Genomic DNA, 25,235 nt, shown 5'->3' on the forward strand with positions numbered 1-25,235 from the left:
GCCCGGTTGTCCGAGACTTACTCCGTAATCCAGATCCGCAGTTTCGTCCAGGTCGCCGAGGGCAGCTACGGTTGCCGCGGTGCGGGCGAACAACCAACTCGACCACGGATTCCGGCGAGCACGGTTTCGAGTAACCGGTCGAATTCCGTTATGGATCCGAAGTCGGCCATCCGGGGTGCGAGAGTGGCCATCGTCGGGTACCGCGCGGGGTCGAATGCGGGCACGGTTGCGGGACTGTCGGATCCGCCGCTGAGGACCGCCAGCAGATAGCCGTTGAGGAAGCCGAAAAGGGCCAGCGGCGTGTCCGCGATGATGTGGTCGGGCAGACCGGCCGCGCGCATCGCGGTGACGAGTCGTTCCAACGCGGTGAGTGCGGCGGGTGAGGTTTGCGGGCGGGTGGCCAGCAGTGGGACCACGTGGGGGTGCCGGTAGGCGATCTCCCGGTAGTTGTGTGCGGTCCGGCGGGCGATCTCTTCCCAGGTGGTGGGCTCATCGTCGGCGCCGGTCGGCATCTCGGCGAGTACGGCCTCGCCGACCGCGTCCAGTAGTGCCGCCTTGCCCTTGATGTGGTTATAGATCGACATCGGATCGACCCCGAGTTCGTCGGCGAGTCGCCGCACCCCGAAGCGCTCCAGGCCGTCGCGGTCGACGAGTGCGACGGCGGCGGCCGCGATGCGCTCGTGGGTGAGCCCTGCCGAGGTGCCCTGTGTGCGTCTGGCCACGTTCGCTCCCTTTCCTTGCCAAACCTACACCGTAGGATATACCGTCGGCTCGTAAACCTACGACGTAGGTTTGAAGGTATTCCACCGAGGAGCAGAGATGAGCGAAGCCGTCGGCATTCGAGTACCTGCGCGTCGCTCTCGGCGCGTGACCGGAAAGGAAAGTCAGTGATAGCCAAGACATTTCAGCATCGAGAGGCGATCCGAGCGATGTATGCGGGCCTCGTGCTCACCCTCGTCGCCACGGTCGTCCCGTATATCGACCGTGCCACCTCGAATCTGCTGGCCGGTCACATCCGGTCGGGTTACCCCGGGTACACCCGGATGGAGATCGACTCGGCCGTAACCACCTACCTGGTCCTGTTGTCCGTCATCGGAGCGCTCGGTGTCGCCGCCTGGCTCGGGACAATGTGGGCGGTCAAGAAGGGCAAGCGGTGGGCCCGCCCCACCGCGACCGGGATGTTCGTGCTCGGCGCAAGCGTCGGTCTGACTTTGCTGCTCACCAAGGACACTTCCGGGGACACCGGACTGCCCGCGGCGTTGGGCTGGGCCGGGATGGCGCCCAGCATGGCGGGCCTGGTGGCCGTAGCGCTGCTGTGGCGTAGAGACGGAAAATCTTGAACCGCCGGACATTTCTTCGCGGCACCGATCCCCGGCGCGGACTATCTCAACCTGAACATCTGGACCCCCGACCCCGGCTCGGCGCGCCTGCCGGTAATGGTGTGGATCTACGGTGGCGGTCTCGACACCGGCAGCAACGGCCTCTACGACGGCACCGCCTTCGCCCGCGACGGCGTGGTCCTCGTCGCGATCAACTACCGGCTCGGCGCCGAAGGATTCCTGTTCCTCGACGACGGCGTGGCGAATATCGGTCTGCTCGACCAGATTTCGGCTCTGGAATGGGTTCGCGACAATATCGCGGCCTTCGGCGGCGACCCCGGAAACGTCACCTTCTTCGGCCAGTCCTCGGGCGCGATGGCCGTCGGCACGCTGCTGGCGATGCCGCGCGCCGATGGGCTCTTCCGGCGCGCGATCATGGAGAGCGGCGCGGGCAATATCTGCTACTCCACCGACACCGCCCGTGAGATCGGGCGACGGCTCGTCGACAAGCTCGGCGTCGCGCCGTCGCGGGAAGCCGTCGCGGCGGCCGGTGTCGAGCGCGTGCTCGCCGCCCAGTCCGCGGTGATGAGTGACCTTGCCCGGCAACCGGATCCACAGCGCTGGGGTGGTGAACCGGGGTGTCGCGTCAATATGTGGCGCTCCACGATCGACGGCAATACCCTGCCTGCCAAACCCATCGATGCCATCACCGCCGGTGCCTGCGCCGATGTGGACGTGCTGCTCGGCCACAACGCCGAGGAGGGACGACTGTCGCTGCTACCGTTCCGCAGCCTCGACTCGGTCACCGAGGCGGAACTGACCACGGCGATGCGCCTGTACCGACTACCCGTCGACCGGGCGCTACCCGCGTACCGCGCCGCCTATCCAGACGCCAATCCCGGTGCGCTGCTGGCGATTCTGCAGGCGGATTGGTTCTACACCATCCCCGGCCTGCGGCTCGCCGACGCGCGCGCCGGTGCATCGGCGGTCACGTATATGTACGAATTCACTTGGCGCTCACCGCAATTCGACGGACAACTCGGAGCATGTCACTTCCTCGAGGTCCCGTTCGTCTTCGACCAACTGGACGACAGACGGATGCAATGGATCACCGGCCCGAACCCACCACAGCAGCTGGCGGACCTCGTCCACAGCACCTGGGTGCAGTTCGCTCACACCGGCCGAGTGCACTGGCCGCGGTACGAACCCACCCGCAGGACCACCATGCGACTGGACGTCCAACCCGTGGTCGTCGACGACCCGTACCCGAACCGGGCCCTGTGGGACGGAGTCGACCTGTACTGACGCCTTCGCTCCGGCCATGCGGGGGCTGATGGCGGGCCGCTCCGGCCGTGCGCGGGCTGGGCGCGGGCTTCGCCCGGCAGCGCATATTAGGCTCGCTGGCGTGACCGACCCGAAGGCGAGTCCCCAGCGTGCACCGTTCGAGCGGCGGTCGGCGGCCGAAGGATGGGTCGCCGCCGACGCGGTGCATCCGCTCGTCCGGATGACGGCCGAATGGTGTTGGCGGCTGCTGATCATCTTCGGGACCGCCTTCACCGGCTGGCTGATCGTCCAGAAGCTCTCCACCGTTGTCATCCCGATGGCCATCGCGCTGCTGGCGGCCGCGCTGCTCGCGCCGCTGGTGAATCTGCTGAACCGGTTCGGGATCCCGCGGGCGGTCGGGGTATTCGTCGCACTGGTCGGCTCGCTCGGGGTGCTCGCCGGGATCATGACCTTCGTCGTCGAACAGTTCATCGCCGGTGTGCCGCAGCTGTCCGACGAGGTCACCCATTCGATCCACGAGGTGCAGGATTGGCTGATCAACGGGCCGCTGCACCTGAGCAATGAGCAGATCCGCAGCGCGGGCGACACCATCGTCAAATCCATCCGGTCCAATCAGGACACGCTGACCAGCGGTGCGCTGGCCACCGCGACGGTGATCGGGCACATTCTCACCGGCGCGTTCCTGACCTTCTTCATCCTGATCTTCTTCCTGTACGGCGGCGAGCAGATCTGGGAGTTCGTCACCCGGCTGATCCCGACCCAGCACCGCGAGCGGGTGCGTCTCGCGGGCCGTCTCGGCTTCGGGTCGCTGGTCGGCTTCGTCAGGATGACCGTGGTGGTGGCCGCGGTGGATGCCATCGGCATCGGCGCCGGGCTGGCGATACTCAATGTGCCGCTGGCCTTGCCGCTGGCCTCGGTGGTGTTCGTCGGCGCGTTCATCCCGGTGATCGGTGCGTTCCTGGCCGGATCCATCGCTGTTTTCATCGCGCTGGTGACCAAGGGCTGGGTCACCGCGCTGATCGTGCTCGGCGTGATCATCGCGGTGATGCAGCTGGAAAGCCATGTGCTGCAACCGTTGTTGATGGGCCGGGCGGTGAATATCCATCCGTTGGCCGTGGTGCTGGCGATCGCGTCGGGCGCGGTGGTCGGCGGTATCGGCGGCGCGCTGATGGCGGTGCCGATGGTCGCGATGCTGAATACGGCGATCCGTTCGCTGCTGGCCGACGGCCCCGAGGAAATATACGAGGAACTGATCACGCGGGACCGAAGGGTCGTACCGGATGAGCCACGAAGTCTCGATCCCGCGGACATCCTTGCCGACGCCGAGGCGGACACCGATGTGGCGCAGTGGTCGGACGGCTCGCCGGGCGGTAAAGCCAAGGTGCCCAACGATTCCGAGAAACCGAGCGAAACCGGTTCTGCCGCAGGCGAAGCCGATGGTGCGCACCCGAACGGCTGAACTCGGTCCCGATCAGATCGCGACCGCGCCGCTGTGGCGGGCCGCGCAGGCGCTGCGGCTGGTGACGCTGCTGTACGCGGTCGGCCAGCAGATCGCCTCGGTGTCGCACTATCACAACCAGCGGTTGAGCTGGGTGCTGATCGCGTTGATGGCGATGTGGTCTGGGATTTCGGCACTGTTGTTGTCCCAGTGGCATTTTCCCGAATTGGCTCGGCGGCTGCGGGTTTGGGTTGTGCTCGGCGACCACCTCGTCGTCGCGGCGCTGATGGCGTCCACCCGGTTGGTCGCCGATTACGGTTGGTTCCACGGACATCAGACGCTGCCGACCACGCTCTGGTCGGCGAATGCGGTGATCTCGGCGGGCATCCTGCTCGGACCGGTCGGCGGCATGTGTTCCGGATTGTTGATCGCGTCGGTGGCGCTCACCGTCCGCGATCAGTGGGGTCAGGACGTTTGGACCGATGCCACGGTGCCCGTACTGGTTTCGGTCGGCTTGGCGCTCGGACTGGCCGCCAACACGGCACGCCGGGCGCAGGATCAGCTGCAACGCGCCATGCGCATCACCGCGGCCGCCGAAGAGCGGGAACGACTTTCGCGTGAGGTGCACGACGGCGTGCTGCAGGTGCTCAGCTACATCAAACGGCGCGGCAGCGAAATCGGCGGGGATACCACCGAATTGGCGCAGCGCGCGGGCGAGCAGGAGGTGGCGCTGCGCACCCTGATCTCCGAACAGGGTCCGCGCCCCGATTCCGGTGGGGCCGAAGTTGATCTGCGCCCGCTGCTCACCGCGCACGCGACGCCGACGGTGTTCGTTTCGATCCCGGGGGATCCGGTGCTGGTCGGGCGCTGGGTGGCGGGCGAATTGGCGGCGGCCGTGGCGAACGCGCTGTCCAATGTCGCACTGCATGCCGGTCCGGACGCGAAAGCGTATGTGCTGCTGGAAGATACCGGTGACGAGCTGATCGTCAGCGTGCGCGACGACGGGGTCGGCATCGCACCGGGGCGGCTGGCCGAGGCGGCGGCCGAGGGGCGGCTCGGCGTCTCCCGATCGATCGTCGGGCGGCTGGCCGCGCTCGGCGGGACCGCGGAATTGCTCAGCGAGGCGGATGAATTCGGCACGGAATGGGAATTCCGGGTGCCGCGAGCATGACAGGAGGCGTGCGGTGACCGAAGATATTGCGGCCGAGGATATTTCGATAATGGTGGTGGACGATCACCCGATGTGGCGTGACGGGGTCTCCCGTGATCTCGCCGAGGCCGGATTCCAGGTGACGGCCACCGCCGACGGCGTCGGCGCGGCCACCCGCCGGGCCGCGGCCGTGCGCCCGGCGGTGGTGCTGATGGATATGCAGCTGCCCGACGGCAACGGCGCGCAGGCCACCGCCGAGGTGCTGCGGGTATCGCCGGACAGCCGGGTGCTGGTGCTCTCGGCCTCCGCCGAACGGGGCGATGTGCTCGATGCCATCAAGGCCGGGGCGTCCGGCTATCTGGTGAAGAGCGCGTCGGCGGCGGAACTGATCGATGCGGTCCGGGCCACCGCGGCCGGGCAGGCGGTGTTCACCCCTGGGCTCGCGGGTCTGGTGCTCGGCGAATACCGCAGGATGGCCTCCGCGCCCGCACAGCCCGACGAGCCGCAGCGCCCCGCGCTCACCGAACGGGAGACCGAGGTGCTCCGGATGGTCGCGAAGGGCCTGTCCGCCAAGCAGATCGCGTCCCGGCTCGGACTCAGCCATCGCACCGTGGAGAACCACGTGCAGGCGACGCTGCGAAAGCTGCAGCTGGCCAACCGGGTCGAACTCACCCGCTATGCGATCGAACAGGGGCTGGAATAGCGGCGGTATCCGACCGGGGAGGGATGGTGCGAATCCGGGATCGCCCCGATGCCGGACGCGGTGTTCGCTCGGTAATCTCGACACCATGGGTGGCCCCGATACAACGAATGGTCCCGTCGGCGACCGGGAACTGCGCGTTTCCGATGCCGAACGGGAGCATGTCGGTCAGCTGCTGCAGCGCGCGGTCGGACTCGGCATGCTCTCGCTCGGCGAATTCACCGAGCGGATGGATACCGCGTTGGCCGCCAAGACAAGGGGCGAACTCAACGCCGTGCTCATCGACCTGCCGGGAGTCCGGTTGGTCGGCCAGCCCGCCGCCCCGCAGACACCGTTCGTGAATGCCGCGCCCCGCTACGTGAAGCGCCCGGCGCCCGCTTCGGGCGGCGATGTGATCCGCAGCCGGCTGTCCAACGTCACCCGCCGGGGTCCGTGGCAGGTCCCGCCCATCCTGCACTTGAACAACTGGTTTGCCGGTGTCACCCTCGACTTCACCGAGGCCGTGATGTCCACCCAGGTGGTCGAGGTGCGGGTGGACGATTTCCTCAGCTCGCTGACGTTGATCGTGCCCGCCGCCGCCACCGTCGATCTGAACGGCGTCGAGCTGATCGGGTCCAGCGTCAACAACAAGGTGCGCACCGGGCCGCCGATGGGTCCGCTGCATGTGGTGGTGCACGGCCGGATCCGGCTGGGTTCGATCACGGCCAAACATCCGTTCATTGCACAGTGGCGCAAGCTGATGGGCGGTTGAGCCCTGCTAGACCTTCATGCCGAGTCGAGTTGCGAAGGCGCGCAACGGAGCCCGGCGATCCTGATCGATCAGTTCGGCGACGATGTGGCGGGGCAGCGTCTGGTATTTGATCCAGTCCGCACCGCCGACGCGTTCGGCGTCGAGCAGCGCGGAGAACGCGCGCTCGTACTGGCCGGTGCGGGTCAGCGCGACCGCGGTATCGGTCAGGTGCCGGGCCCGCGCGGCCTGAGGTAACCCACCACCGGTGGGCGGCATGGCCTTTGCCGCGCTCAGCGCCTCCGGATAGCGCTCCGCGCAGACATTCACATCCACCGTCTGCATGATGACCTGGGAAGGGCCGAAATAGGTTTCGTAATCCCGGCGGTCGACACCGATGCGCAGTGCGATCGCCGAGGCCGTCTCGATCAGCGAAAGCGCCTCGGGCACACGCTGTGCTCGTCCGGCGGCGGTAGCGCCTTGCAGCACAAGGGATCCGTAGGCGGACAGGTGTGCGGGAGTCGCGTCGCCGTCGGGTTCGAGTGCCGCGGCGGCGGTCAGTGCGACGCCGTGCGACTCCTCGTACCGGCCCTGCACCAGGAGCTGCCACGCCACCGAGCCGCGAATCGTGGCCAGCAGCAACGGATCATCGCCCTTCGCCGCGGCGGTGAGCGCGTGCCGGATCGCCATGAAGGCCGGATCGGTCTGCCCGAGATGCACCAGGGTGCAACCGGTTACCCAGTACATCCGGGCCAGCAGCTCGTTCGCGGCGGCGACGGCGCCGTTGTGCGCGGCGTGCACGGTGGCCCGCAATTGGGTGAGTCCCTGCGGCAGGATCGTGGTGAGCAGCTCGTAGCGCCCGGCCCAGTACGCGCCCCAGGCGTATTCGACCGCGCGGGAACCCTCGGCGTGGCCGACGGCCGTTTCCTCCCGTGTCTCGCCGAGCAGATCGTCGACGGGTGTTAAGGCGCGGCGGATCGCGACAATTCCGGCATCCGGATTGCTGGAAGGTATCCCATGCCGTCTGCCGATCAGGTCGGCGATGTCGACATCGAGCGCGCGGGCGATCTTCTGGAGGCTGGCGATCGACGCCGTCTGCCGTCCGCCCTGCTCCAGCTTGCGCACCAGATCCACGCTCACCCCGGCCTGATCGGCGAGCTGACGCTGTGTCAGTGCTTTGCCGCGGAATTGCCGAATGCGCACACCGATCGACGAATCGTCCATCTACCCAATTCCTTTGTTAAATCTGGGTTTCAGGGTACGAGAGTAGGCGGCCTGATTTCGTAAAAGTGGGACGTTGCGTACGACTTGTTCACCCCGCGATGGAATACCGTTGTCTTTCTGCAACTTTGAGAATGCAAAGGGGCCGCGTCAATGACCATGCGTCGAGTGTGGGAGGAGTAGGCCGGTGTTCGAAAGCTGTCACTCACCACACGACATCGCCCATCTACTGCGTCACCGATACGGGCTACCGGTCCAGGTGATCGCCGGCCGACCCATGATCACCACCGGCTCCATCCTCGGCGCCATGGTGATGCCCGCCGAACTGGGCCAGCGGGTGCTCGCGGCGGTGGAGCCGGGCTACTCCACGCCGGTCGTCGCCGACCCGGGGGAGCGCACCTGGACCTTCCTGGTGGACCCGGTGCTGTCCGTCGATGTCGAGGTCCGCCGTGACCTGGCCGAACACCATGTGACGGTGGTGCCGAGCGGCCGCAACGTCATGCTCCCGGCCACCGACTCGCCGCTCGGCTGGCACTGGGCGGGCGAGCCCGAATCCGGCGTACTGCGGCTGCCGCCCCGCGCGGCCGTCATCGCCGCCATCCACCAGACCACCGAACGGCAACTCGCCTCCTGAACCACCTGCCGGGACCGGCCCCCACTCGACTCCCGGGTGGGGACCGGTCGAGGCACCAAAGCGAATTCGAGTAGTACCCGACACCCACCCAGGGGTTTCTACTCATGTTTTCGATCCGGCTCCGGCCGAGTATCGAGACATGACCACATCTATCGATCCGGCGCTCATTTCTCGGCTGTCCGGTGAATTCACCGCGCTGGGCACGCAGATGGGTGTACTCGGCCGCGACCTGGAATTGCTCCGATGCCAGCTTGCTACGGAAAGTCGTGCGGTACCGGATTTTTCATCCAGCTCGACGAACCAGTTGGATACCCGGCCGGATATTTCGGCGGAAGGTCTTGATCCCGATCCGCAAGCGGGGCGCGCGGTTTCGGGCGGCGCGGCATCGCCGGTTCCAATCCGGGACACGTCGGTAATGCCGGGAGCCGCAGGTGCACCTGATGCGGAAGGCCGCCCGCCTGTAGATGTTTCGGGTGAGGTGGGCGCTGGAGGGAGGCCGATTCCGCTCGGTCCGAGCGGGGCGATGCCTCCGGCCGCGGAGGTTCCTGCGGTCCCGACTGCGGCCGGTGTGCCGGTGCCATCGGGAGGGGTTTCGGGCGTTATGGGTAGTGGCCCGATGCTGGTTTCGGGTTCGGTTGGCGGTATCGGAGTTTCGGGTGCCGATATGGCGGCGGGGGCAGCGGGTGGTGGCCCGATGCCGGTTCCGGGTTCGGTTGGTGGGGCCGGGGTTCCGGGTGCGGGTACGGCGGCGGGAGCGGCGGCCGGTGCTTCGATTCCGCAGCCGGGTTCCGTTGCGGGCGTGCCGGTTTCGGGTTGGGGGCAGATGGCCGGTGCCCCGGTCGGGCCTTGGGGTGTGCAGCGGCCGATGCCGCCGGTGCGGCGGGAGCCGCGGACGCCATGGTGGCAGCGGGACGGGGTGATCAGTCGGCTGCTCGCGGTTGCCGGTGTTGCGGTGACGTTGATCGGTGTAGTGATGCTGCTGGTTTTGGCGGCGCAGGCCGGATTCTTCGGGCCGGTGTTGAGAGTGGTTGCCGGAGCGGTCTTTTCGGTGGCGCTGCTCGCGGTGGGTATGCGGGTCTTCGGGCGGTCCGGTGGACGAACCGGCGGAATCGCGCTGGCGGCCACCGGTATTGCGGGGGCATACCTGGAAGTGGTTGCGGTGACCGCCATCTACCACTGGGTTCCCGCCGAACTGGGGCTCGTGTTGGCCCTGATGGTTGCCGCGGGCGGTGTTGCGCTCGCGATACGTTGGGGCGCACAGGCATTGGCGGTTCTGGTGGTATCGGGTGCGGCGCTGCTCTCGCCCGCGCTCACCGGGGAGTTGGTACTGCTCGCCTTCCTCATCGTGCTGCAGGGGGCGTTCCTGCCGGTGCAGCTGCGCCGTGACTGGCCGCTGCTGCACATCGCCCGCACACTGCCGGTGGCGTTGGGCGTGCTCTTCTACATGGCCGGAACCGCATTCGAAACACCGGGGCGTGACCGCCTGTACTGGTTGCTGGCCGCCGCCGTCGCGGTCGCGGCGATCGGGTTGATCGGCACGCTGCTCGCGGTGCGCACGCGGCCCCGGGACTTCACGGCCACCGCGGCATTCGCGCTGTCCACGCTGCCGCTGCTGGCCGCACCCGCGCTGTTCGATCCGGCGACCGCCGCCATCATCTCGGGAAGCTTCGCGGTGGCGCTGCTTGCACTCGCGGCAACCGGCTTCGTCCCGAAACTGGCTGCGGCACTGCGGATTCCGGCGCATACAACCGTCGTCGCCGCGATAGCGGGCTCCTTCGCCCTGTTCGAGGCCTGCCTCGGCGTCACCAGGGTGCAGACCCTCCCGATCGCCCTATTCCTCGTCGCCCTCGGCTATTTCGCCATCGCCGGACAGCTGCACGCGAAGGTGCCTGCCGCCATCGGCATTGCCTTCGCGGCGCTCGGCGCGATGCTGTTCGTCGGTCAGGCATCGCCCGCGACCCTCGCGTCCCAGCATCTCGCGTCCGAGAACCTCGGAATCTCCACCACGCTCGCCGCCGTCCTCGCCTTGGCCGTCGCCGCCACCGCGCTGTGGTCCCTGCGCAGGCTGCCGGGTGTGGCGGACCCTGGCACCGAATCCGGTCTCTGGATCACCGCCAGCCTCACCGGCCTGTACGCGGTGACCGCCGCGACGGTCTCCCTCGGCGTCGCCAGCGCCACCAGGGACGGCTTCCGCATCGGCCACACCGCCGCCACCATTCTGTGGATGATCGCCGCCACCGCGGCCCTCCTCTTCGGCCTGCGCATGCTCGCGCACTCCGCCGCCCTCGCCAAAACCGCTTTGGTCTCCGGACTTTTGGTCACCGCGGCCGCGCTGGCCAAGCTGTTCCTCTTCGACCTCGCCACCCTCGACGGTCTACTGCGCGCCGCCGCCTTCCTGGTAGTCGGTGTCCTCCTACTCCTCGCGGGCACCCGCTACGCCCGTGCCTTCGCCGACGCGAACAACGATTCGGCCCGCAATTGACGCTGTGGGCAGGTAGCCGAGACTGTCGCACCCCGTCTTCGAGCCGAATACTCGATGCGAGAAGTGCGGTAACCAACTCGGCCTTCGCGAATGCCGCCGACGCGTCGCGACTTCGCTCCAGCGCGCCAATTAGCTTCTGGCACAGGCGATTGTCAGAATCTAATTGCTATGCACCAATGGGTTGCCTACTGGAGCAAAGGTAAAGCGGGGCAGGGTGCGATTCAGTCGGCCTCGGCGGACAAAACCGGCAGGGATAGGCGGAAAACCCGCGAAGATCTCCTGGTTTTGTCCGCTGAGGCCGGATGCTACAGCGCCGGTACGAATATCGGCCTCCCTCCGGATGCGAAACCGCACTGCCGCATGCCAACGCACCCCGCGCCTACCTGGGGCAATCCAGCCGTCGCAGTGGCGCAACCGCGTACCCAACGTACCGATTCGTCCGCGATGCGGCGCCATCGAGTAATGGATGCGCGCTCCGGGCGAGTGCCCCGCGCAGGAACTCGCCCCGACAACGGTCATCAGACGGTGGCATGCCGAATGATGACGTTGCCGAACGAGTTTCGCGCATACACCTGCACGGTGTCCCCGTTTCCCTTCGACGGATCGACCGGCTGCATCAGGTTCTGCACGCTACCGTGCGCGTTGACCTCCAACTGCGCCGCGCTACCCGCGCTGATACCGATCTCCAACTCACCCGTCGACGTCTCCAGCCGGAGCACGCCGCGCGATGCCTCGCCGATACGGATATCGCCCTTCGAAGTCTTCGCGGTCACCGAACCGAGCGGACGCTCGACGATGATGTCACCCGCGGACACCTCCAGCTCGCACTCGCCGAGTTCGCCGGAGCCCAGCAGCCTACCCATGCTGGTGCTGCCCTGGAAGCCGGAGCCGGCCGGCACCTCGATGACCACCTCGATGGTCGGGTTGCCGCCGAAGGGGCTGTAGGTCCGCCAATCCTTCGGCGTCTGCACGGTCAGCTTGCCCGCGGCGAAATCGACCTTGGTCTGTTCGGCGGCGCGCACGTCACTCTTCTTGGACTCGTCGGCGGGACGGACCTCGACAACGGTGTCGGTGCGGTCGGAGGCGATCACGGTGACGTTGCCGGACAGCACATCGACGGCGACGGCGATCGGATCCGAGGTCTGGAACTTGTACATGGCTGAACTCCCTTGGTGTGAATCGGTGGGAACCGCACTCGCTGTGCCGTTCATGTGGACTACTTTCGCCACCCCCGCTGACAGGGGGCCGACAGCGACCTGACATGCCGACTGACACGCACTCAGCCCTCTCAGCAGTGGCAAAAGGCAACTACGAAAGGCATTGCCCTGGAACATCTGTCGGGCATCCGGATTACGGCCACCGCGTGCTGGAGGGTTCTCGGACGGATACGGCGGGTGCGGTTGCCGCCGTATCCGCCGCGGCCGAATGCGACTGAACCTGGGCGAGAGGCGATACCGATCGTTTCTGCGCCCGGATGGGTTGGGAGAACCGCGGGAGTTGCGGGACGATCGCGCGATCCGGTGGGCGCGCACCGATATCGAGATCGAAGATGCGTTCGCCACGTTCCGACTCGTCGGTGATCGGCTGATCTCCATCACCGTGCTGGTATTCGAAAATGGTTGTGGTGCTGGCGAATTCGGTGCTGACGCGATATCGGGCACGGTTGCCGCGCTGGTCGAGGAATTCGACGAGCCAACGGCGGAATGTATTTCGCCCCGCTACGGCCCGAGCTGCGATTTCGGCGGCGTTGTCGCCGGAGTGGTGCACGACGCCGCCATCCATGTCGTGCTGGTGCGCTCAGAGTGCGTGGCGATCGGCGGACGGCGCGGCCTACTCGTCGTTTTCGCGTTGGCGTAGTAGCTTGTTGGCGCTGACGGCGCATCCATCGCAGCCGTGGTGTGAGGCGTGGCTCTGCGGTTGACGGCAGGGCTTCACCGGTATCCGGTTCGAGGGTCTGGCGATCGGCCGATGGCGCGGGACTGCCGCTGGTGCAGCCTGGCCCCGTGTCGTGTTCGCGGTGGCGCAGTAGCTCGTTGACATTGACGGCGCATCCATCGCAGCCGTGGTGTGAGGCGTGGCTCTGCGGTTGACCGCAGGGCTTCACCAGGATCCGGTTCGAGGTGTATGGCGATCGGCCGATGGCGCGGGACTGCCGCTGGTGCAGCCTGGCTCCCGCGTCGTTTTCGCGTTGGCGTAGTAGCTCGTTGACATTGACGGCGCATCCATCGCAGCCGTGGTGCGAGGTTTGGCTCTGCGGTCGACCGCAGGGCTTCACTGGGATCCGGCTCGGAGTGCGTGGCGATCGGCAGACGGCCCGGCATAGTCGTCGTTTTTCGCGGCGGGGGAGGAGCTGTGGGCGAGGGCTGGCCCCGGCTGACGGCAGGGCTTAGCCGGGGTCCGCTTCGAGGTGTAGGGCTATCGACAGACGGTGCGGGGTCGCTGCTGGTGTAGCCCGGCCTACTCGTCGTTTTCGCGGCGGCGCAGCAGCTCGTTGACGCTGACTGTGCGTCCGTCGCCGCTGTGGTGGCGGCCCTCGTCGCGGTTGCCGATGCGGCGTCGGGACGAGCGTAGTTCGGCCATCCAGTTCTCGATGCTGCTGCGGCTGGTGTCCGGGCCATTGTCCGGGTCGGTGGGTGCGCGATGCGAGGGGCGCTCGGTGGACTCCGGCGTCTGCCGGGTGTCGTCGACGGTCGGCGTCGGCTGCGAGGGTGGCCCCATCGGTGCGGTGGAATCCGTTGGCGGCGTCACGGTGCGCGGCGGCAATACTCGTGCGGTCGGATCCGGCTGCCGCATCCGCGAATCCGATTCCGGCGCCCCAGAATTCGGTGGCAGCACCCGCGCGCCCGGATCACCGGCGGCATTGCGGCCGAAATCCGACGGTGCGCTCGACCGGCCGCCCGGATCGACGCCGGGCCTGACCTGTGGCGGCAATCCGCGCGAAATATCGTCGCGGGCCGTGGAATTCGGTGGCGACACCCGCTCGCTGGGACCGATCGGCTGCGACGCCGAGCTGGGCCGGTCGGAGTTCTGCGCGCTATAGGCCTGGTTTTGCGCGCCGTACGCCTGCTGGCCGAAGTGCGTGCGCCCAGATGAATTCGGCGGCAGTACGCGCGCGGCTGGATTGCTTGGCTGCGGTGCGGAGCCGAGCGCATCGGGATCCGCTTCGCTGTAGGCCTGGTTCTGTGCGCTGTACGCCTGTGGTTGGCCGAGGTGTGAATTCGGCTCCGCGGCGTACGAATTCGGCGGCAGTACCCGTGCGCTTGGGTCGATCGGCTGCGGTGCGGAATCGGGCGCCAGTGCGCTGTAGGCCTGGTTCTGCTCGCTGTACGCCTGCGGCTGGCCGAGGCGTGAATTCGGCTCCGCGGCGGACGGGTTCGGCGGTAGTACCCGTGCGTTCGGATCGATCGGCTGCGGGGTCGAAAGGCGGTCGGGGTTCTGCGCGCTGTAGGCCTGCGGTCGCCCGAGGTGCGTACCCGGGTCCGCGGCCGGTGAATTGGGCGGCAGCACGCGCGAGGTGGGATCTATCGGCTGCGGTGCGGATGTATTGCGCGGCACCGGCGGATGCGGTGACGGCGCGACACGCCGATCCGCACCAGGCGAGGAGTAGGTGCCCCGCGAAATATCCTCGCGGGGAGCGGAATTCGGCGGCAGCACCCGCGCGGCGGGGTCGATCGGCTGCGGTGCGGAGGTGGGGCGGGGCGGCTCCGCACTGTAGGCCAGCGGTTGATCGAGGCGGGAAACGGGTTCCCCGGCGGCGGAATTCGGCGGCATTACCCGCGGCCCGCTCGAATCACCAAGAGGCATAGGTGGAATCGGTGCGGGCGCGACGGTCCGCGGCGGAACAGGGGGCCTGCTCGATCCGGCAGGCAGCACCCTAGGCGCGGATCCGGCCGGATCAGGATCCGACGGCGACTCCCACGCGTTGAATTCGGTCGCCCCCGATTCTGTGTGGCCGAACGCGGCTGGCCCCGGCTCGGAACCGCGATCGAATCCGGACGAACCTGACTCGGAACCGTACTTGAACTCGGGCTGCCCCGAGACTCCCCGCATTGTCCCCGATTCAGTGCCGCGGTTGAAAGGCAACGGCTCAGATTCAGCACCCCGGTCGAACCCGGACTCCCCGCCCTGCGTGAACTCCGACGGCAACCGCAGGAACTCCGTTGCCGGAAAACCCGATTCATCCGACTCGAAGTCCCCGGCTCGCACACCGGATCCCGCCGACCCGAATTCATCGGAGCCACCCGAATCCGCGGATCCGGACTCACCCAACGCCTGCGGTGGCATCGGCCGCGTCGGATCGTGTTTGGTCACCGCGTTTTTCAGGTTGGGGAAGTGCACCGTCGGCGCGCCCGCCTCGATTTCCTCGACGGTGCGCGGTCGGTGCGGTGTTTTGCGCGTGGTCTTCAACGCGGGCATCACCGTGGTGACCGGATCGGTCACGGGTGTGGTCTTCACCAGGTCGACCAGCTCGGCATTGCCGGGCAGTTCGTCGTCGAGGATCGGCTCGCCGAGCCCGATCTTCTCCTGGATCTTCTTCATCCACTTCGGCGCCCACCAGCAGTCGTCGCCGAGCAGCTTCATCGTCGCGGGCACCAGCAGCATGCGCAGCAGCGTCGCGTCGATGAAGAGCGCGGCGACCATGCCGTACGCGAGGTACTTCATCATCACCAGCTTGGAGAACGCGAACGCGCCGGTGACGACGAGCAGGATCAGCGCGGCCGCGGTGATGATGTTGCCGGTGTGCGCGGTACCGGCGCGGACGGCCTCGGTGGTGGACGCGCCGCGGGTCCGCGCCTCGACCATGCGGGACAGCAGGAACACCTCGTAGTCGACCGAAAGTCCGTAGACCACCGCCATGATCAGCACCAGCACCGGCGACATGATCGGCTGCGGGGTGAAGTTGAGCAGGCCCGCGCCGTGCCCGTCGACGAAGATCCAGGTCAGGATGCCGAGTGTGGAGCCGAGGCCGAGCGCGCTCATCAGCGCGGCCTTGATCGGCAGCACCAGCGAGCCGAAGGTGAGGAACATCAGCAGCGTGGTCACCAAGACGACCAACGCGATCATTCCCGGCATTCGGTGCAGCAGCGTGTTGATGCTGTCCTGCTGGATCGCTGGCTGCCCGCCGACATACAGCTGCACATCGTCGGGGACGTCCATCGAGCGCAGGAAGTCGATGGTGGGTCCGGCGTTATCGGAGTCGACCAGGGTCGCGCTGGTGCGGTACACCGTTTTGTCGGTGGTCGACGGCGATGGCGTGTCGAATGGCCCGGCGGAGCCCGGCGCCTTGATGAGCCCCGGGGCCTGCTGGGCTTCGCGCCATACCGCTCCGACGTCATTGCTGTTGTCGGACACCATGATCAGCTGGATCGGGTCGGTCTTCTTCAGTGGGAAGACCTTGTAGAAGTTGGCCAGCGAGACCCGGACCGGATCGTCGGGCGGCAGATAGCGTTCGTTGATGCCGCCGAAGGCCAGGTTCTTGACCGGGATGATCAACAGCAGCAACACGATGCAGAGCGGAATGGCGATCTTCAGCGGATGCTGCATCACCCAGCGGGTGGACTTGCCCCAGATGCCGTTCTCGACCTCTTCGGCGGTCTTGGTCTTGCGGAACCGCTTGAGCCCCAGCATGTCCACGCGCTTGCCGAGGATGCTCAACATGGCGGGCAGGATGGTGAGCGCGGTGAGCGCCGCGAGCGCGACGGTGGCGATGGAACCGTAGGCGATCGATTTCAGGAAGCCCTGCGGGAACAGCAGCATGCCGCCGAGGCTGGCGATGATCATCGTCGCGGAGAACACCACGGTGCGGCCCGCGGTCATCACCGATCGGCGCACCGCGGCCCGGGTGTCGTACCCCTCGGCGAGTTCCTCGCGGAATCGGCTGACGATGAACAGGCCGTAGTCGATCGCGAGACCGAGGCCGATCATCGAAACGACGTTGCCGACAAAGGAGTTCACCTCGGTGAACCGGGTGATGAACATGACGATGCCGTTGGCGCCGATGACGGTGAGCCCGCCGACGATCAGCGGCATGGCGGCCGCGACGATGCCGCCGAAGATGAAGAACAGCAGGACCGCGACGGCCGGGATGGCGATGACCTCCATGCGCCGCGCATCGCTGGCGATGGTGTCGTTGAGCGTGCCCGCCACTGCCTGCAGACCGGTGACCTGTACGTCGACGCCCGGAATGTAGAAGACGTCCTTCACTTTCCGGAAGTTGCGCACCATATCGGTGTCGTTGTCGCCGACGATGGCGACGGAGGCGAAGGCGTACTTCTTATCCTTGGTGCCGAAGGTCGACGGGACCGACGCGCCGGTATCCGTCCGCCAGTACGCGGCATTGACCTTGGAGATCTGGTCCGGATAGTTCTTGGGCAGGCTGTTCAGGTTGTCGACGATCTTGCGACTCCATTCGGGGTCGTCGATCGTCTTTCCGTCCGGCGCCGTGTACAGCAGGATCACATCGCTGTTGTGATCGCGGCCGAACGCGGCGTCGGCGATATGGGCCGCCTTCGACGACTCCGAGGTGGGGTCGTCCCAACCGCTGGAGCTGAGGTGGTCTTCCAGGCCGAGACCGTATCCGCCCAATGCCAGCAGGGCGGCAACGACGACGCCGATAACGGCGAAGCGCAGCTTGTAGACCAGATCGCCCCAGCGTGTGAACACTTAAGCGACTCCTTGCGCGGGGCGTGAAGTGAGCAGCGCCGACAGCGGCCGGAACGGCTGCAGCCAGGCGCCTTCGTCGGGCAGCGAGTCGAGGCTGACCCGGGGCAGCGGTTCGCGGAACACGCCCGGGATGTCCTCGAGGTCGATGAATTCGAGGGTATCGGATGTGACGGCCCAACTCGCGTGCTCGCGGAAGCCGAGCACCTGTACCGGAATTCCGGCGGCGGCGATCGCCTCCAGCGGTTCCCGGAAGGCCTGCCCGTCGGCGGAGGCGACCATGATGCCTGCCAAGCCGGCACCGCGGCGGCGTAGTTCGATATGTGCGAGCATGTCCGCGTCGACGTCGGAATCCTCGTCGATCTTGGGTTTGGCGAATACCGCGTAGCCGACGTTGCGCAGCGCCTCGACCCATGGCCGCACCACGTCGGCGGTGCCGGGGGCGATATTGGTGAAGACGGTGGCCTCTGGTTCGACGCGGGTCGGGCTGCCGACGGATAGTTCGGCGGTTCGGGCGAGTAGCCAGCGGCCCAGCGCGTCGAAGCGGGGCCGGTAGGCGGCGGTGGGCCGCCCGCCCAGGATGGCGCCGAGGCCCATGTCCAGGTTGGGTGCGTCCCACACCAGCAGAACACGCCGCACGTCGGGTGTGGGGTTCATACCTTCCGGTACGGTTCCGTGCACCTCCCCGGCAACATCGACCACCTCGTGGGCCATCTCACTGACACTCATATGTCGATCTTCCCCCATATGAGTTCGGTGATAGCGCTTCCGGCGCGATGTGCCTTGCCCTCGAATTTCGTGACGGGCCTTTCGAAGCCGATCGGGGCGGTGTCCCGATGCTCGGCGCTGACCCCGCCCGTGGTCTCGTTCAGGCCGATGAGCTGGGGTTCCGCCGATCCGACTTCGAGAATCTGCTCGGCGTAATCGGCATGGTCGGTCGCTACATGCAACACGCCGCCGGGGCGGAGTCGATTCGCGATCAATTTCACCGTCGCCGGCTGCAGAAGTCTGCGCTTGTGGTGCCGCGCCTTGGGCCACGGGTCGGGAAAGAACACTCGGACGCCGGTTAGCGATTGCTCAGCAATCATATTTTCCAGGACGTCGACCGCGTCGCCGCGCAGTAGTCGGATATTCGGGATCCGCTCCCGCTCGACCCGCTGCACCAACTGCGCCAGACCCGGCTGGTACACCTCGATGCCGATCAGGTTCAGATGCGGTTCCGCCTGCGCCATGGCCGCCGTCGCCGTGCCGGTGCCACAACCGATCTCGATGACCAGCGGGGCCTCCCGGCCGAACCAGGCCGCGGCGTCGAGCGGCTCGTCGGCCACGTCACGACCGATCGACGGCCACATCCGATCCCACGATTGCTGCTGGGTCGCGGTCAGCGCGCCCCTGCGCGAGCGGAAGCTGGTGACCCTCGGATACAGGCGGGATCCGGAACCCTGGCGGCGGGCAGCGGCGGTCGGGGCCGCGGCTGTGGACGGCTGGCCCGGAACCGACTCGGCAGTGTGGTTGGCGGCGTCGTTCACGGCGTCCATTGTCCAGCATTCGCCGACCAGCGCCGCAATCGACTGTGCGGAGCCGGTCTCCTCGCCGCTCAGGCCGCGCGGACGCGGGGGATCCGCGCCACCGTGGCCGACTCCTGGCGCAGCGGCCTGCCGAGCGCGCACAGCACCGCCGTCGTGGCCATCTCCCACAGACCGCGCACCCCGGCGGGTGAGGCGACGACCGACCACACCGTTCGCGTCTCTTCGTCGCTCACCGGTTGCCCGGCCAATCGCTCGGTCAGCCAATCCAGGCTCATCGGGGTGGCCAGCGGCAGCAGTGAGAAGTGTTCGCTGAGCCGGTCGCGCACATAGCTGACGACCGCACCGCCGCGTCGATATCGGTCGACCTGGCCGTCGATGCCGTCCACATGAATGACCTGATCGTGCACCGGCTGCACCACCAGCAGCGGACAGTCCGGGACCGAATTGCCGAGCCGCAGCTCGTCGAACATGGCCAGAAAAGCCGGTGCGGCAAGCACTTCGGTGAGCGGGCGGCCAAGGTAGTCGTCGAACTTCTTGCCGGTCAGGGTGAGCACGGCCAGGACCGGGTTGGTGCTTTCGGCGCGGGCGACCATGCGCAGCCCCTCGCCGGTGAGTTCGTTTTCGATCAACGCGCCGAGTGCCGGATAGAGCCTGCGCAGTGCGGCTATCACGATCGCGGGCAGACCCGCGAAATGTGATCCGTTGAGCCGCATGAAAACCTGTCCGGGATCGCCGACCGGCGCGCCCAATACCGCACCGGCGATATCGATTTCCGGTGCGTAGGTAGGGGCCATCTCCACCGCCCACGAACTGGCCATGCCGCCACCGGAATAGCCCCACACCGCGACCCGGGTGCCGGAATGCAGGCCGAGCGGTTCGAAACGCAGTGCCGCCCTGATGCCGTCGAGCGCGCGGTAGCCGGGTTCGCGTGGCGCGCCGAAGTTTCCGTGCGGACCCTCGTGGTCGGCGATGCTCACCGCCCAGCCGCGGCGCAGCGCATTGGCCACCAACAGCCATTCGAGCTGGGTGATCGAGCCGAGTGCGTACGCGCCGAGCCGCAGCGCGTACGACGGTGCGCAGCGCTCGGTGACCGCGTCCATCGCGGTCTGGAAGGCCAAGAGCGGCCGGTCTTCTCGCGGATCGGCGTCCAGCGGCAGCAGCACGGTGGTGATCGCCGCCTCCGGGGTGCCGTGCAGGTCGCAGCTGCGGTAGAGCAGCTGCCAGGCCGAGACCTGTTGCGGGACAATGCCGAAAAGCGCCAGCTCGATTCGCCGGGCGCGCAGGATGGTGCCCGCGGGCTTGGCGGCGAAACCCTTCGGGGGCCGATGGAACGGATCCTTGCTCGGCAGTAGGGGTTTACCTGTCGCGGGCTGCGCGATCGGTTCGGGCTCCGCATCGACGACATCGAGCGTCATCGCCACCTCCTCGTCGAATCCCGGCCCCACTCCCCATTGCCCACCGGCGTGCCGCGATCGAAAAACCAAGTCGCGCACCGGGTCTGGTAGCGACCATCCGAGCAGCGTAAGCCAGCGGACGGTGCCGTGGAAACCCCGGACTCCCTTGGGCACCCCGGCACTAGACTGCCGGTATGACCAGACCGTCTATGTTCATCACCGGCGCCGCGGCCGGGATCGGCAGGGCGACGGCACTGCTTTTCGCTGCGCAGGGGTACCGCGTCGGCGCGTACGACATAGATGAGGTCGGTCTGACTCGGCTCGCCGCCGAGATCACCGCATCCGGCGGCAGCATCCGCACCGGCGTGCTCGATGTGACGAACGCCACGCACTGGGCCGAGCGGCTGGCGGACTTCCATGCCGACGCCGGACGGCTGGACATCCTCGTCAACAACGCGGGCATCCTGCGCGCGGGTCCCTTCGAAAAGCTGGACCTGGCCAGCCACCAGGCGATCATCGATATCAACCTCGGCGGTGTCGTCATCGGGACGCACACCGCCTTCCCGTATCTGCGGGATACGCCGGGCGCGCAGGTGGTGAACCTGTGCTCGGCCTCGGCGCTGTACGGCCAACCCGAGCTCGCGAGCTACGGCGCGACCAAATCGGCGGTGAAGAGCCTCACCGAGGCGCTCGATCTCGAATGGGAGCGCCACGATATCCGGGTGATCGCGGTGTGGCCGCTGTTCGTCGGCACCGGCATGGTCGAGGGGGTCGACACCGGGACCACCAGATCGCTCGGTATCCGGCTCACCGCCGACGACGTCGCGAACGGTATCTGGTCGGCGACGAGTAAACGCGGCAGACTGCCCCGGGTGCACTATGAAATAGGCACGCAGGCAAAGGTATTGGCCACCGTGGCCAAGTACTCGCCCAACTGGGCGGTGCGCACCGTGAACAAATACTTCAGCGGCAGCTGAGCCCGCGCGGCGGTTTCTGCAAGAATTGCGCAGCGTAAAGGGGGTGCAGTGATGCCGACACAGACGGGACCGAACGGGCCGATGCGCGAACGCGGGGTGCCTGGGCGTGAACACGATCAACTGGAACAGCTGCTCAACGACCTGCTGGTCGCGGGCGGTGCGGATACCCAGCTCGGCTACTACGTCGGCGCGGCCGTGAACGAGTGGCGCAAACCGCCGCGCATCCAGGTCACCGGCCGGGCGCATTCCGGCCGGACCACCGTGCTGCAGGCGCTGGCGCTCATGTCGGCGGTGGAGACCGAACCGGTGGACGCGCCGGGCAATCCGGATCCGGTGCTCGACGCCGACATCATCGTCTACGTGCTCGCGGGCACCCCGACCGCGGCGGACCGCCGGGTGCTCGGCGAACTACCCGCCGACCGCGCGATCGTCGCGGTGAACAAGGCCGATGCGATCGGTTCGCGCTGGGCCGACGCTGTGGCCGCGGCCGATCAGATCGGCAGGGAACTCGGCGTGCCCGCCCTGCCGGTGGTCGCATCGCTGGCCGTGCGCACCCGCGCGGGCGCGATCACCGACGCCGATCTGCGCACGCTGCGCAGGCATGCCGCGAATACCGATCCCGCACTTACCCTTTCGCCCGATCTGTTCACCGCGCGCACCGCGGGCCCCGATGTCGCCGAACGCGTCGAACTACTGAGTCGCTGGGATCTGTACGGCGTGGCGTGCGCGCTCACCGCGCTGCGCCACGATCCGGCGATCACCCCGCAGGCGCTGCTGCAACTCATGCACGCCGCCAGCGGTATCGACGCGCTGCACCGGCTGCTGCACCGCCGCTACGAACAGGTTCAGGCGCTGCGCGGCGGCGACCTGCTCGACGAGCTCACCCGGCTGGCCGCCCGCGCGGTACCGGTCGACGGCACCCGCGGCCGCGCCCTGCTGGAGGACTATCTGTCCGGTGACGAGGCCAGCTGGCTCGGCCTGTGCGCGGGCCTGGCCTGTCCGGCCGTCGCCCACCTGGCCGCGGGCTATCCGAGGCCCGCTCCCGACGACGCCGACGACGCGATGGTCAGGGCCGCCCGCTGGCGGGTCATCGTCTCCGGCGATATGCCGCCCGCCGCCCGCCGCGCCGCGCTGCGCGTGCACAACGGCTACGTCCGCCTATGGGATCGATTGACCAGTGCCGGACTCTGACATCACCCCGGCGAGCGCCCAGCGACCCGACCCACCAGCGCCGGAGCGTTCATCCGGGGCGGGGAGCCCGCTGGGTGAGCCTGTGCCGCAGTCGAATACGCCGCCCTCGGAAGGTTCGGCGCATCCCCCGGCATCGGGTGAAACCGCGCCGCCGCCGGATCAAGGCCATCGCCCGTCGACGTCGTCGTCCGAGAACGCGGATCCTGGAACGTCGGGTGGCTCTGTGCCGCAGTCGGGTTCGGTGGGCCAGCCGTCCGGTGCTGATGCGTCGTCGTCCGGCTTGCCGGGTGGTTCTGTGCCGCAGTCGAATACGCCGTCCGCCGAAGGCGTGGCGCACCTCGCGGCATCGAGTGGAACCGCGCCGCCGCCGGGTCAAGGCGATCGCTCGTCGACGTCGTCGTCCGACAACACGACGGATCCTGGCCCGCCGGGTGGTTCTATACCGCAGTCGAGTTCGGCGGGTCAGCCATCGGGTGCTGAAGCATCCCCGTCCGGCTCGCTGGGTGGTTCTGCGCCGCAGTCGGGTTCGACCGGGCACCCGGCCGGTTCTGCTGCGTCGTCATCTGGCTCGGGTGGTTCTGTGCCACAGTCGGGTCCCGACGGGCCGCCCGCTGAGCGCGGGGCGGATTCCTCGCGATCGAATAGCCCTGCACGGCAACCGGATTCCGCATCCGGATCGGATTTGTCGCCCGCATCGGCATATCCGGTCGATGAGGCGACAGGTCATTCGACGCCGAGTCGGCCGGTGCCGCAGTCTGGTTCCATCGCGGGCGGTGGGGATCGGTCGATGATAGGAGCGCCGCTGATCAGGGCGATTACCGAACCGATCGAGCCGGGGCCGGAGGCCGCGCGTCCGGTGTCGAATTCGGCCGTGCCGCAACCTGATTCGGGTGGCGCACCGCAGGCGTCCGGGCCCAAGCCAGGACAGCCCGGCGAATTGTCGCCTGAGATCGAAGCCGTTGTCTCGCGGTGGAATCCGCAGGGCGTCGCGCTGCTGAAGGCGGTGCGGCGCGCCGGCGACGCATCGGCGGTGACGCTGATCGGCCCCGATGATGCGAACACCACCCTGTTGCGCACGGAACTGGCCAGATATGAGCCGCGGATCGCGCTCGGCGATCCGGTGGCCGATGCGCATGCGGCGGTGGAGTCGACATCGCCGTCGGGGCAGGCACCCGCCGCCGTCGCGCTGGTACTGCTGGACGCCGGGACGACGCTCGGCGGCGACACGCTGCGGATGCTCCAGCGACTGCGCCAGGACGGTACGCGAATCCTGCTCGCGATGAACGGAATTCACGCACATCAGGACTGGCGTTCGGTGCGCGAGCTGAATCTCGGTCTGCTCGCGGGCGCCGGACTCGGCGATATCGACGTCCTGCCGGTCTCGGGCAGGTTGGCCGTCGCGGCCCGCGCCTCGGGCGATCCCGGCCTGATGGATCGCGCGGGCCTCGGCGCACTGCACGCCGAACTCACGGCGGCGGCAATGGGCGCGGACGCCGCGGGCGCGGGCCGTACCGCGGCGATCACCGCGCGGGTGCTGGCCGAAACCCGCAGGCGCATCGAGGATCAGATCGAACAGCTGCGCTCCGGCGGCGAGATCGCCCGCCTGCGCGAGGAACGGGCCACCCTGCTGGCTGGCCGCGACGGCGGCCGCGCGACCTCGCTGTCGACCCTGCGCGGTCAACTCCACTTGGCACGCGTCGATCTGCTGACCGATGTCGGCGGCCGGGTGCGCGCGCTGCACACCGCGGCCCGCGGTGAACTCGATCGCCTGCGCCCCAACCGGCTCGGCGACTATCCCGACCGGCTGCAGCAGGCCGTCACCGAGCTCACCGGCCAGCTCGATGCCGAAATCGACCAGCGCCTGGCCGAATTGGCGCACCGCGTCGACGAACTGTCCCCGGCCGAACCGGCCCCCTATCGGCGTCGTGATCCGGCGCCGCGGGTCGGCCCCGATCCGGATCCGCGCCACCGCGGTGTCGAAGATCACCTCATGATCGCGCTCGGCGCCTCGGCCGGTGTCGGTCTAGGCCGGTTGCTGGTTTCGCCGTTGGCGCTGGTCCCGGCGCTCGATGTGGCCAGCGTCCCGTTCACCCTGTTGCTGGGCGCCGGTGCGGCGGCCTGGGTGGTGCGCGCCCGCGGTCAGGTCGCCGATCGCAACCACGTCCGGCAGTGGGTGTCCGAGGCGCTGGTGAATGTGAAGGCCCAGCTGGAACAGCGGGTCACTACCGCGCTGGTGGAGACCGAGACCGCGTTCTCCGACCGGGTGGTTCGCGCGAGTGCCACGGCCATGGTGGAGACCGACCGCCGAATCGCCGAATTGGAGGCCAGAATACGGCGGATGGCGGCCGAACAACCCGGTCAACTGGCCGCTTGCCAGCGCGATATCGAATGCCTTGATCGCTGGGTCGCGCCGTCGGATTAGCTGGGGGGGACGGGTTCCGTCGCACCGACTGCGACGGGTGAATTCCACAACTTTGTGGTTGGCAGCACACTCGCGCGGAAATAGATACTGTGAGAAACCCGATTCCG

The 25,235-nt window shown here is 67.8% G+C and carries 18 protein-coding genes and 1 pseudogene; 12 read left to right on the forward strand and 7 right to left on the reverse strand.

Translation table 11 applies throughout. The features are described 5' to 3' along the window. Nucleotides 1–65 precede the first annotated feature (65 nt). Nucleotides 66–722 (reverse strand): TetR/AcrR family transcriptional regulator, encoded by a 657-nt coding sequence (locus LGY53_RS07565; protein ID WP_225725914.1) that lies wholly within the window; start codon nucleotides 720–722, stop codon nucleotides 66–68. A gap of 165 nt (nucleotides 723–887) precedes the next feature. Between LGY53_RS07565 and LGY53_RS07570 the strand changes: the two genes are divergently transcribed. From LGY53_RS07570 to LGY53_RS07595, 6 genes are all read left to right on the forward strand, one after another. Next, nucleotides 888–1,340: a hypothetical protein gene (locus LGY53_RS07570; RefSeq protein ID WP_225725915.1), complete on the forward strand. Its 453-nt coding sequence runs from the start codon at nucleotides 888–890 to the stop codon at nucleotides 1,338–1,340. 51 nt (nucleotides 1,341–1,391) lie between these two features. After that, complete coding sequence (locus tag LGY53_RS07575; RefSeq protein WP_225726266.1) at nucleotides 1,392–2,624, forward strand: carboxylesterase/lipase family protein; 1,233 nt, start codon at nucleotides 1,392–1,394, stop codon at nucleotides 2,622–2,624. 199 nt (nucleotides 2,625–2,823) lie between these two features. Next, complete coding sequence (locus LGY53_RS07580) at nucleotides 2,824–4,062, forward strand: AI-2E family transporter (RefSeq protein WP_225726267.1); 1,239 nt, start codon at nucleotides 2,824–2,826, stop codon at nucleotides 4,060–4,062. After that, nucleotides 4,040–5,212 (forward strand): MacS family sensor histidine kinase, encoded by a 1,173-nt coding sequence (macS, locus tag LGY53_RS07585; protein WP_225725916.1) that lies wholly within the window; start codon nucleotides 4,040–4,042, stop codon nucleotides 5,210–5,212. The genes LGY53_RS07580 and macS overlap by 23 nt, the downstream gene beginning before the upstream one ends. A gap of 49 nt (nucleotides 5,213–5,261) precedes the next feature. Further along, on the forward strand, nucleotides 5,262–5,894 hold the full coding sequence (locus LGY53_RS07590; protein WP_225726268.1) for a response regulator transcription factor: 633 nt from the start codon (nucleotides 5,262–5,264) through the stop codon (nucleotides 5,892–5,894). A gap of 85 nt (nucleotides 5,895–5,979) precedes the next feature. Then, the gene (locus tag LGY53_RS07595) at nucleotides 5,980–6,642 is read left to right on the forward strand and encodes a DUF1707 domain-containing protein (protein ID WP_225725917.1); all 663 of its coding nucleotides are present in this window, start codon (nucleotides 5,980–5,982) and stop codon (nucleotides 6,640–6,642) included. 6 nt (nucleotides 6,643–6,648) lie between these two features. Here the strand turns inward: LGY53_RS07595 and LGY53_RS07600 are convergent, their stop codons facing one another. Then, the gene (locus tag LGY53_RS07600) at nucleotides 6,649–7,842 is read right to left on the reverse strand and encodes a helix-turn-helix domain-containing protein (protein WP_225725918.1); all 1,194 of its coding nucleotides are present in this window, start codon (nucleotides 7,840–7,842) and stop codon (nucleotides 6,649–6,651) included. 184 nt (nucleotides 7,843–8,026) lie between these two features. Here LGY53_RS07600 and LGY53_RS07605 point away from each other — a divergent pair, with 184 nt between their 5' ends. Next, nucleotides 8,027–8,473: a hypothetical protein gene (locus LGY53_RS07605; RefSeq protein ID WP_225725919.1), complete on the forward strand. Its 447-nt coding sequence runs from the start codon at nucleotides 8,027–8,029 to the stop codon at nucleotides 8,471–8,473. Between the two features lie 694 nt (nucleotides 8,474–9,167). Further along, the gene (locus LGY53_RS07610; protein ID WP_305082703.1) at nucleotides 9,168–10,955 is read left to right on the forward strand and encodes a DUF2339 domain-containing protein; all 1,788 of its coding nucleotides are present in this window, start codon (nucleotides 9,168–9,170) and stop codon (nucleotides 10,953–10,955) included. 518 nt (nucleotides 10,956–11,473) lie between these two features. Here the strand turns inward: LGY53_RS07610 and LGY53_RS07615 are convergent. Then, nucleotides 11,474–12,112 carry a DUF4097 family beta strand repeat-containing protein gene (locus LGY53_RS07615; protein ID WP_225725920.1) on the reverse strand — a complete coding sequence of 213 codons (639 nt, stop codon included), beginning with the start codon at nucleotides 12,110–12,112 and terminating at the stop codon, nucleotides 11,474–11,476. Between the two features lie 340 nt (nucleotides 12,113–12,452). On the opposite strand from LGY53_RS07615, the gene LGY53_RS07620 reads away from it, so the two are divergent. Further along, entirely contained in the window at nucleotides 12,453–12,812 is a 360-nt protein-coding gene (locus LGY53_RS07620; protein WP_225725921.1) for a hypothetical protein, read from the forward strand. Between the two features lie 2,478 nt (nucleotides 12,813–15,290). Here LGY53_RS07620 and LGY53_RS07625 read toward each other — a convergent pair. The 4 genes and pseudogenes from LGY53_RS07625 to LGY53_RS07640 all read right to left on the reverse strand — a co-directional run. Next, nucleotides 15,291–17,618, reverse strand: a pseudogene (locus LGY53_RS07625) (MMPL family transporter); the annotation flags it as partial. Continuing rightward, nucleotides 17,619–18,344, reverse strand: coding sequence for an NYN domain-containing protein (locus tag LGY53_RS07630; protein ID WP_174867531.1), 726 nt, complete (start codon nucleotides 18,342–18,344; stop codon nucleotides 17,619–17,621). It abuts the pseudogene before it with no gap. After that, nucleotides 18,341–19,153, reverse strand: a complete 813-nt coding sequence (gene trmB / locus LGY53_RS07635) for a tRNA (guanosine(46)-N7)-methyltransferase TrmB (RefSeq protein WP_225726271.1) — start codon at nucleotides 19,151–19,153, stop codon at nucleotides 18,341–18,343. The genes LGY53_RS07630 and trmB overlap by 4 nt, the downstream gene beginning before the upstream one ends. Nucleotides 19,154–19,212: 59 nt before the next feature. Continuing rightward, complete coding sequence (locus LGY53_RS07640; RefSeq protein WP_225725922.1) at nucleotides 19,213–20,712, reverse strand: lipase family protein; 1,500 nt, start codon at nucleotides 20,710–20,712, stop codon at nucleotides 19,213–19,215. A gap of 20 nt (nucleotides 20,713–20,732) precedes the next feature. Between LGY53_RS07640 and LGY53_RS07645 the strand changes: the two genes are divergently transcribed. The 3 genes from LGY53_RS07645 (at nucleotide 20,733) to LGY53_RS07655 (ending at nucleotide 25,128) form a co-directional block, all read left to right on the forward strand. Continuing rightward, nucleotides 20,733–21,515, forward strand: coding sequence for an SDR family oxidoreductase (locus tag LGY53_RS07645; RefSeq protein WP_225725923.1), 783 nt, complete (start codon nucleotides 20,733–20,735; stop codon nucleotides 21,513–21,515). A 51-nt stretch (nucleotides 21,516–21,566) separates the two neighbouring features. Beyond that, on the forward strand, nucleotides 21,567–22,706 hold the full coding sequence (locus LGY53_RS07650) for a hypothetical protein (protein WP_225725924.1): 1,140 nt from the start codon (nucleotides 21,567–21,569) through the stop codon (nucleotides 22,704–22,706). 787 nt (nucleotides 22,707–23,493) lie between these two features. Beyond that, nucleotides 23,494–25,128 (forward strand): hypothetical protein, encoded by a 1,635-nt coding sequence (locus LGY53_RS07655; protein ID WP_225725925.1) that lies wholly within the window; start codon nucleotides 23,494–23,496, stop codon nucleotides 25,126–25,128. Nucleotides 25,129–25,235 lie beyond the last annotated feature (107 nt).

The sequence above is a fragment of the Nocardia sp. JCM 34519.1 genome, assembly GCF_020361265.1.
Taxonomy (GTDB): domain Bacteria; phylum Actinomycetota; class Actinomycetes; order Mycobacteriales; family Mycobacteriaceae; genus Nocardia; species Nocardia arthritidis_A.

Excerpts from the sequence above, each read along its gene's own strand:
- LGY53_RS07615 (WP_225725920.1), bottom strand. The coding sequence starts at position 12,112 with ATGTACAAGTTCCAGACCTCGGATCCGATCGCCGTCGCCGTCGATGTG.
- LGY53_RS07590 (WP_225726268.1), top strand. The coding sequence starts at position 5,262 with ATGGTGGTGGACGATCACCCGATGTGGCGTGACGGGGTCTCCCGTGAT.
- trmB (WP_225726271.1), bottom strand. The coding sequence starts at position 19,153 with ATGGACGCCGTGAACGACGCCGCCAACCACACTGCCGAGTCGGTTCCG.
- LGY53_RS07600 (WP_225725918.1), bottom strand. The coding sequence starts at position 7,842 with ATGGACGATTCGTCGATCGGTGTGCGCATTCGGCAATTCCGCGGCAAA.
- LGY53_RS07645 (WP_225725923.1), top strand. The coding sequence starts at position 20,733 with ATGACCAGACCGTCTATGTTCATCACCGGCGCCGCGGCCGGGATCGGC.
- LGY53_RS07610 (WP_305082703.1), top strand. The coding sequence starts at position 9,168 with ATGCCGGTTCCGGGTTCGGTTGGTGGGGCCGGGGTTCCGGGTGCGGGT.
- macS (WP_225725916.1), top strand. The coding sequence starts at position 4,040 with ATGGTGCGCACCCGAACGGCTGAACTCGGTCCCGATCAGATCGCGACC.
- LGY53_RS07580 (WP_225726267.1), top strand. The coding sequence starts at position 2,824 with ATGACGGCCGAATGGTGTTGGCGGCTGCTGATCATCTTCGGGACCGCC.
- LGY53_RS07655 (WP_225725925.1), top strand. The coding sequence starts at position 23,494 with ATGATAGGAGCGCCGCTGATCAGGGCGATTACCGAACCGATCGAGCCG.
- LGY53_RS07630 (WP_174867531.1), bottom strand. The coding sequence starts at position 18,344 with ATGAGTGTCAGTGAGATGGCCCACGAGGTGGTCGATGTTGCCGGGGAG.
- LGY53_RS07595 (WP_225725917.1), top strand. The coding sequence starts at position 5,980 with ATGGGTGGCCCCGATACAACGAATGGTCCCGTCGGCGACCGGGAACTG.
- LGY53_RS07650 (WP_225725924.1), top strand. The coding sequence starts at position 21,567 with ATGCCGACACAGACGGGACCGAACGGGCCGATGCGCGAACGCGGGGTG.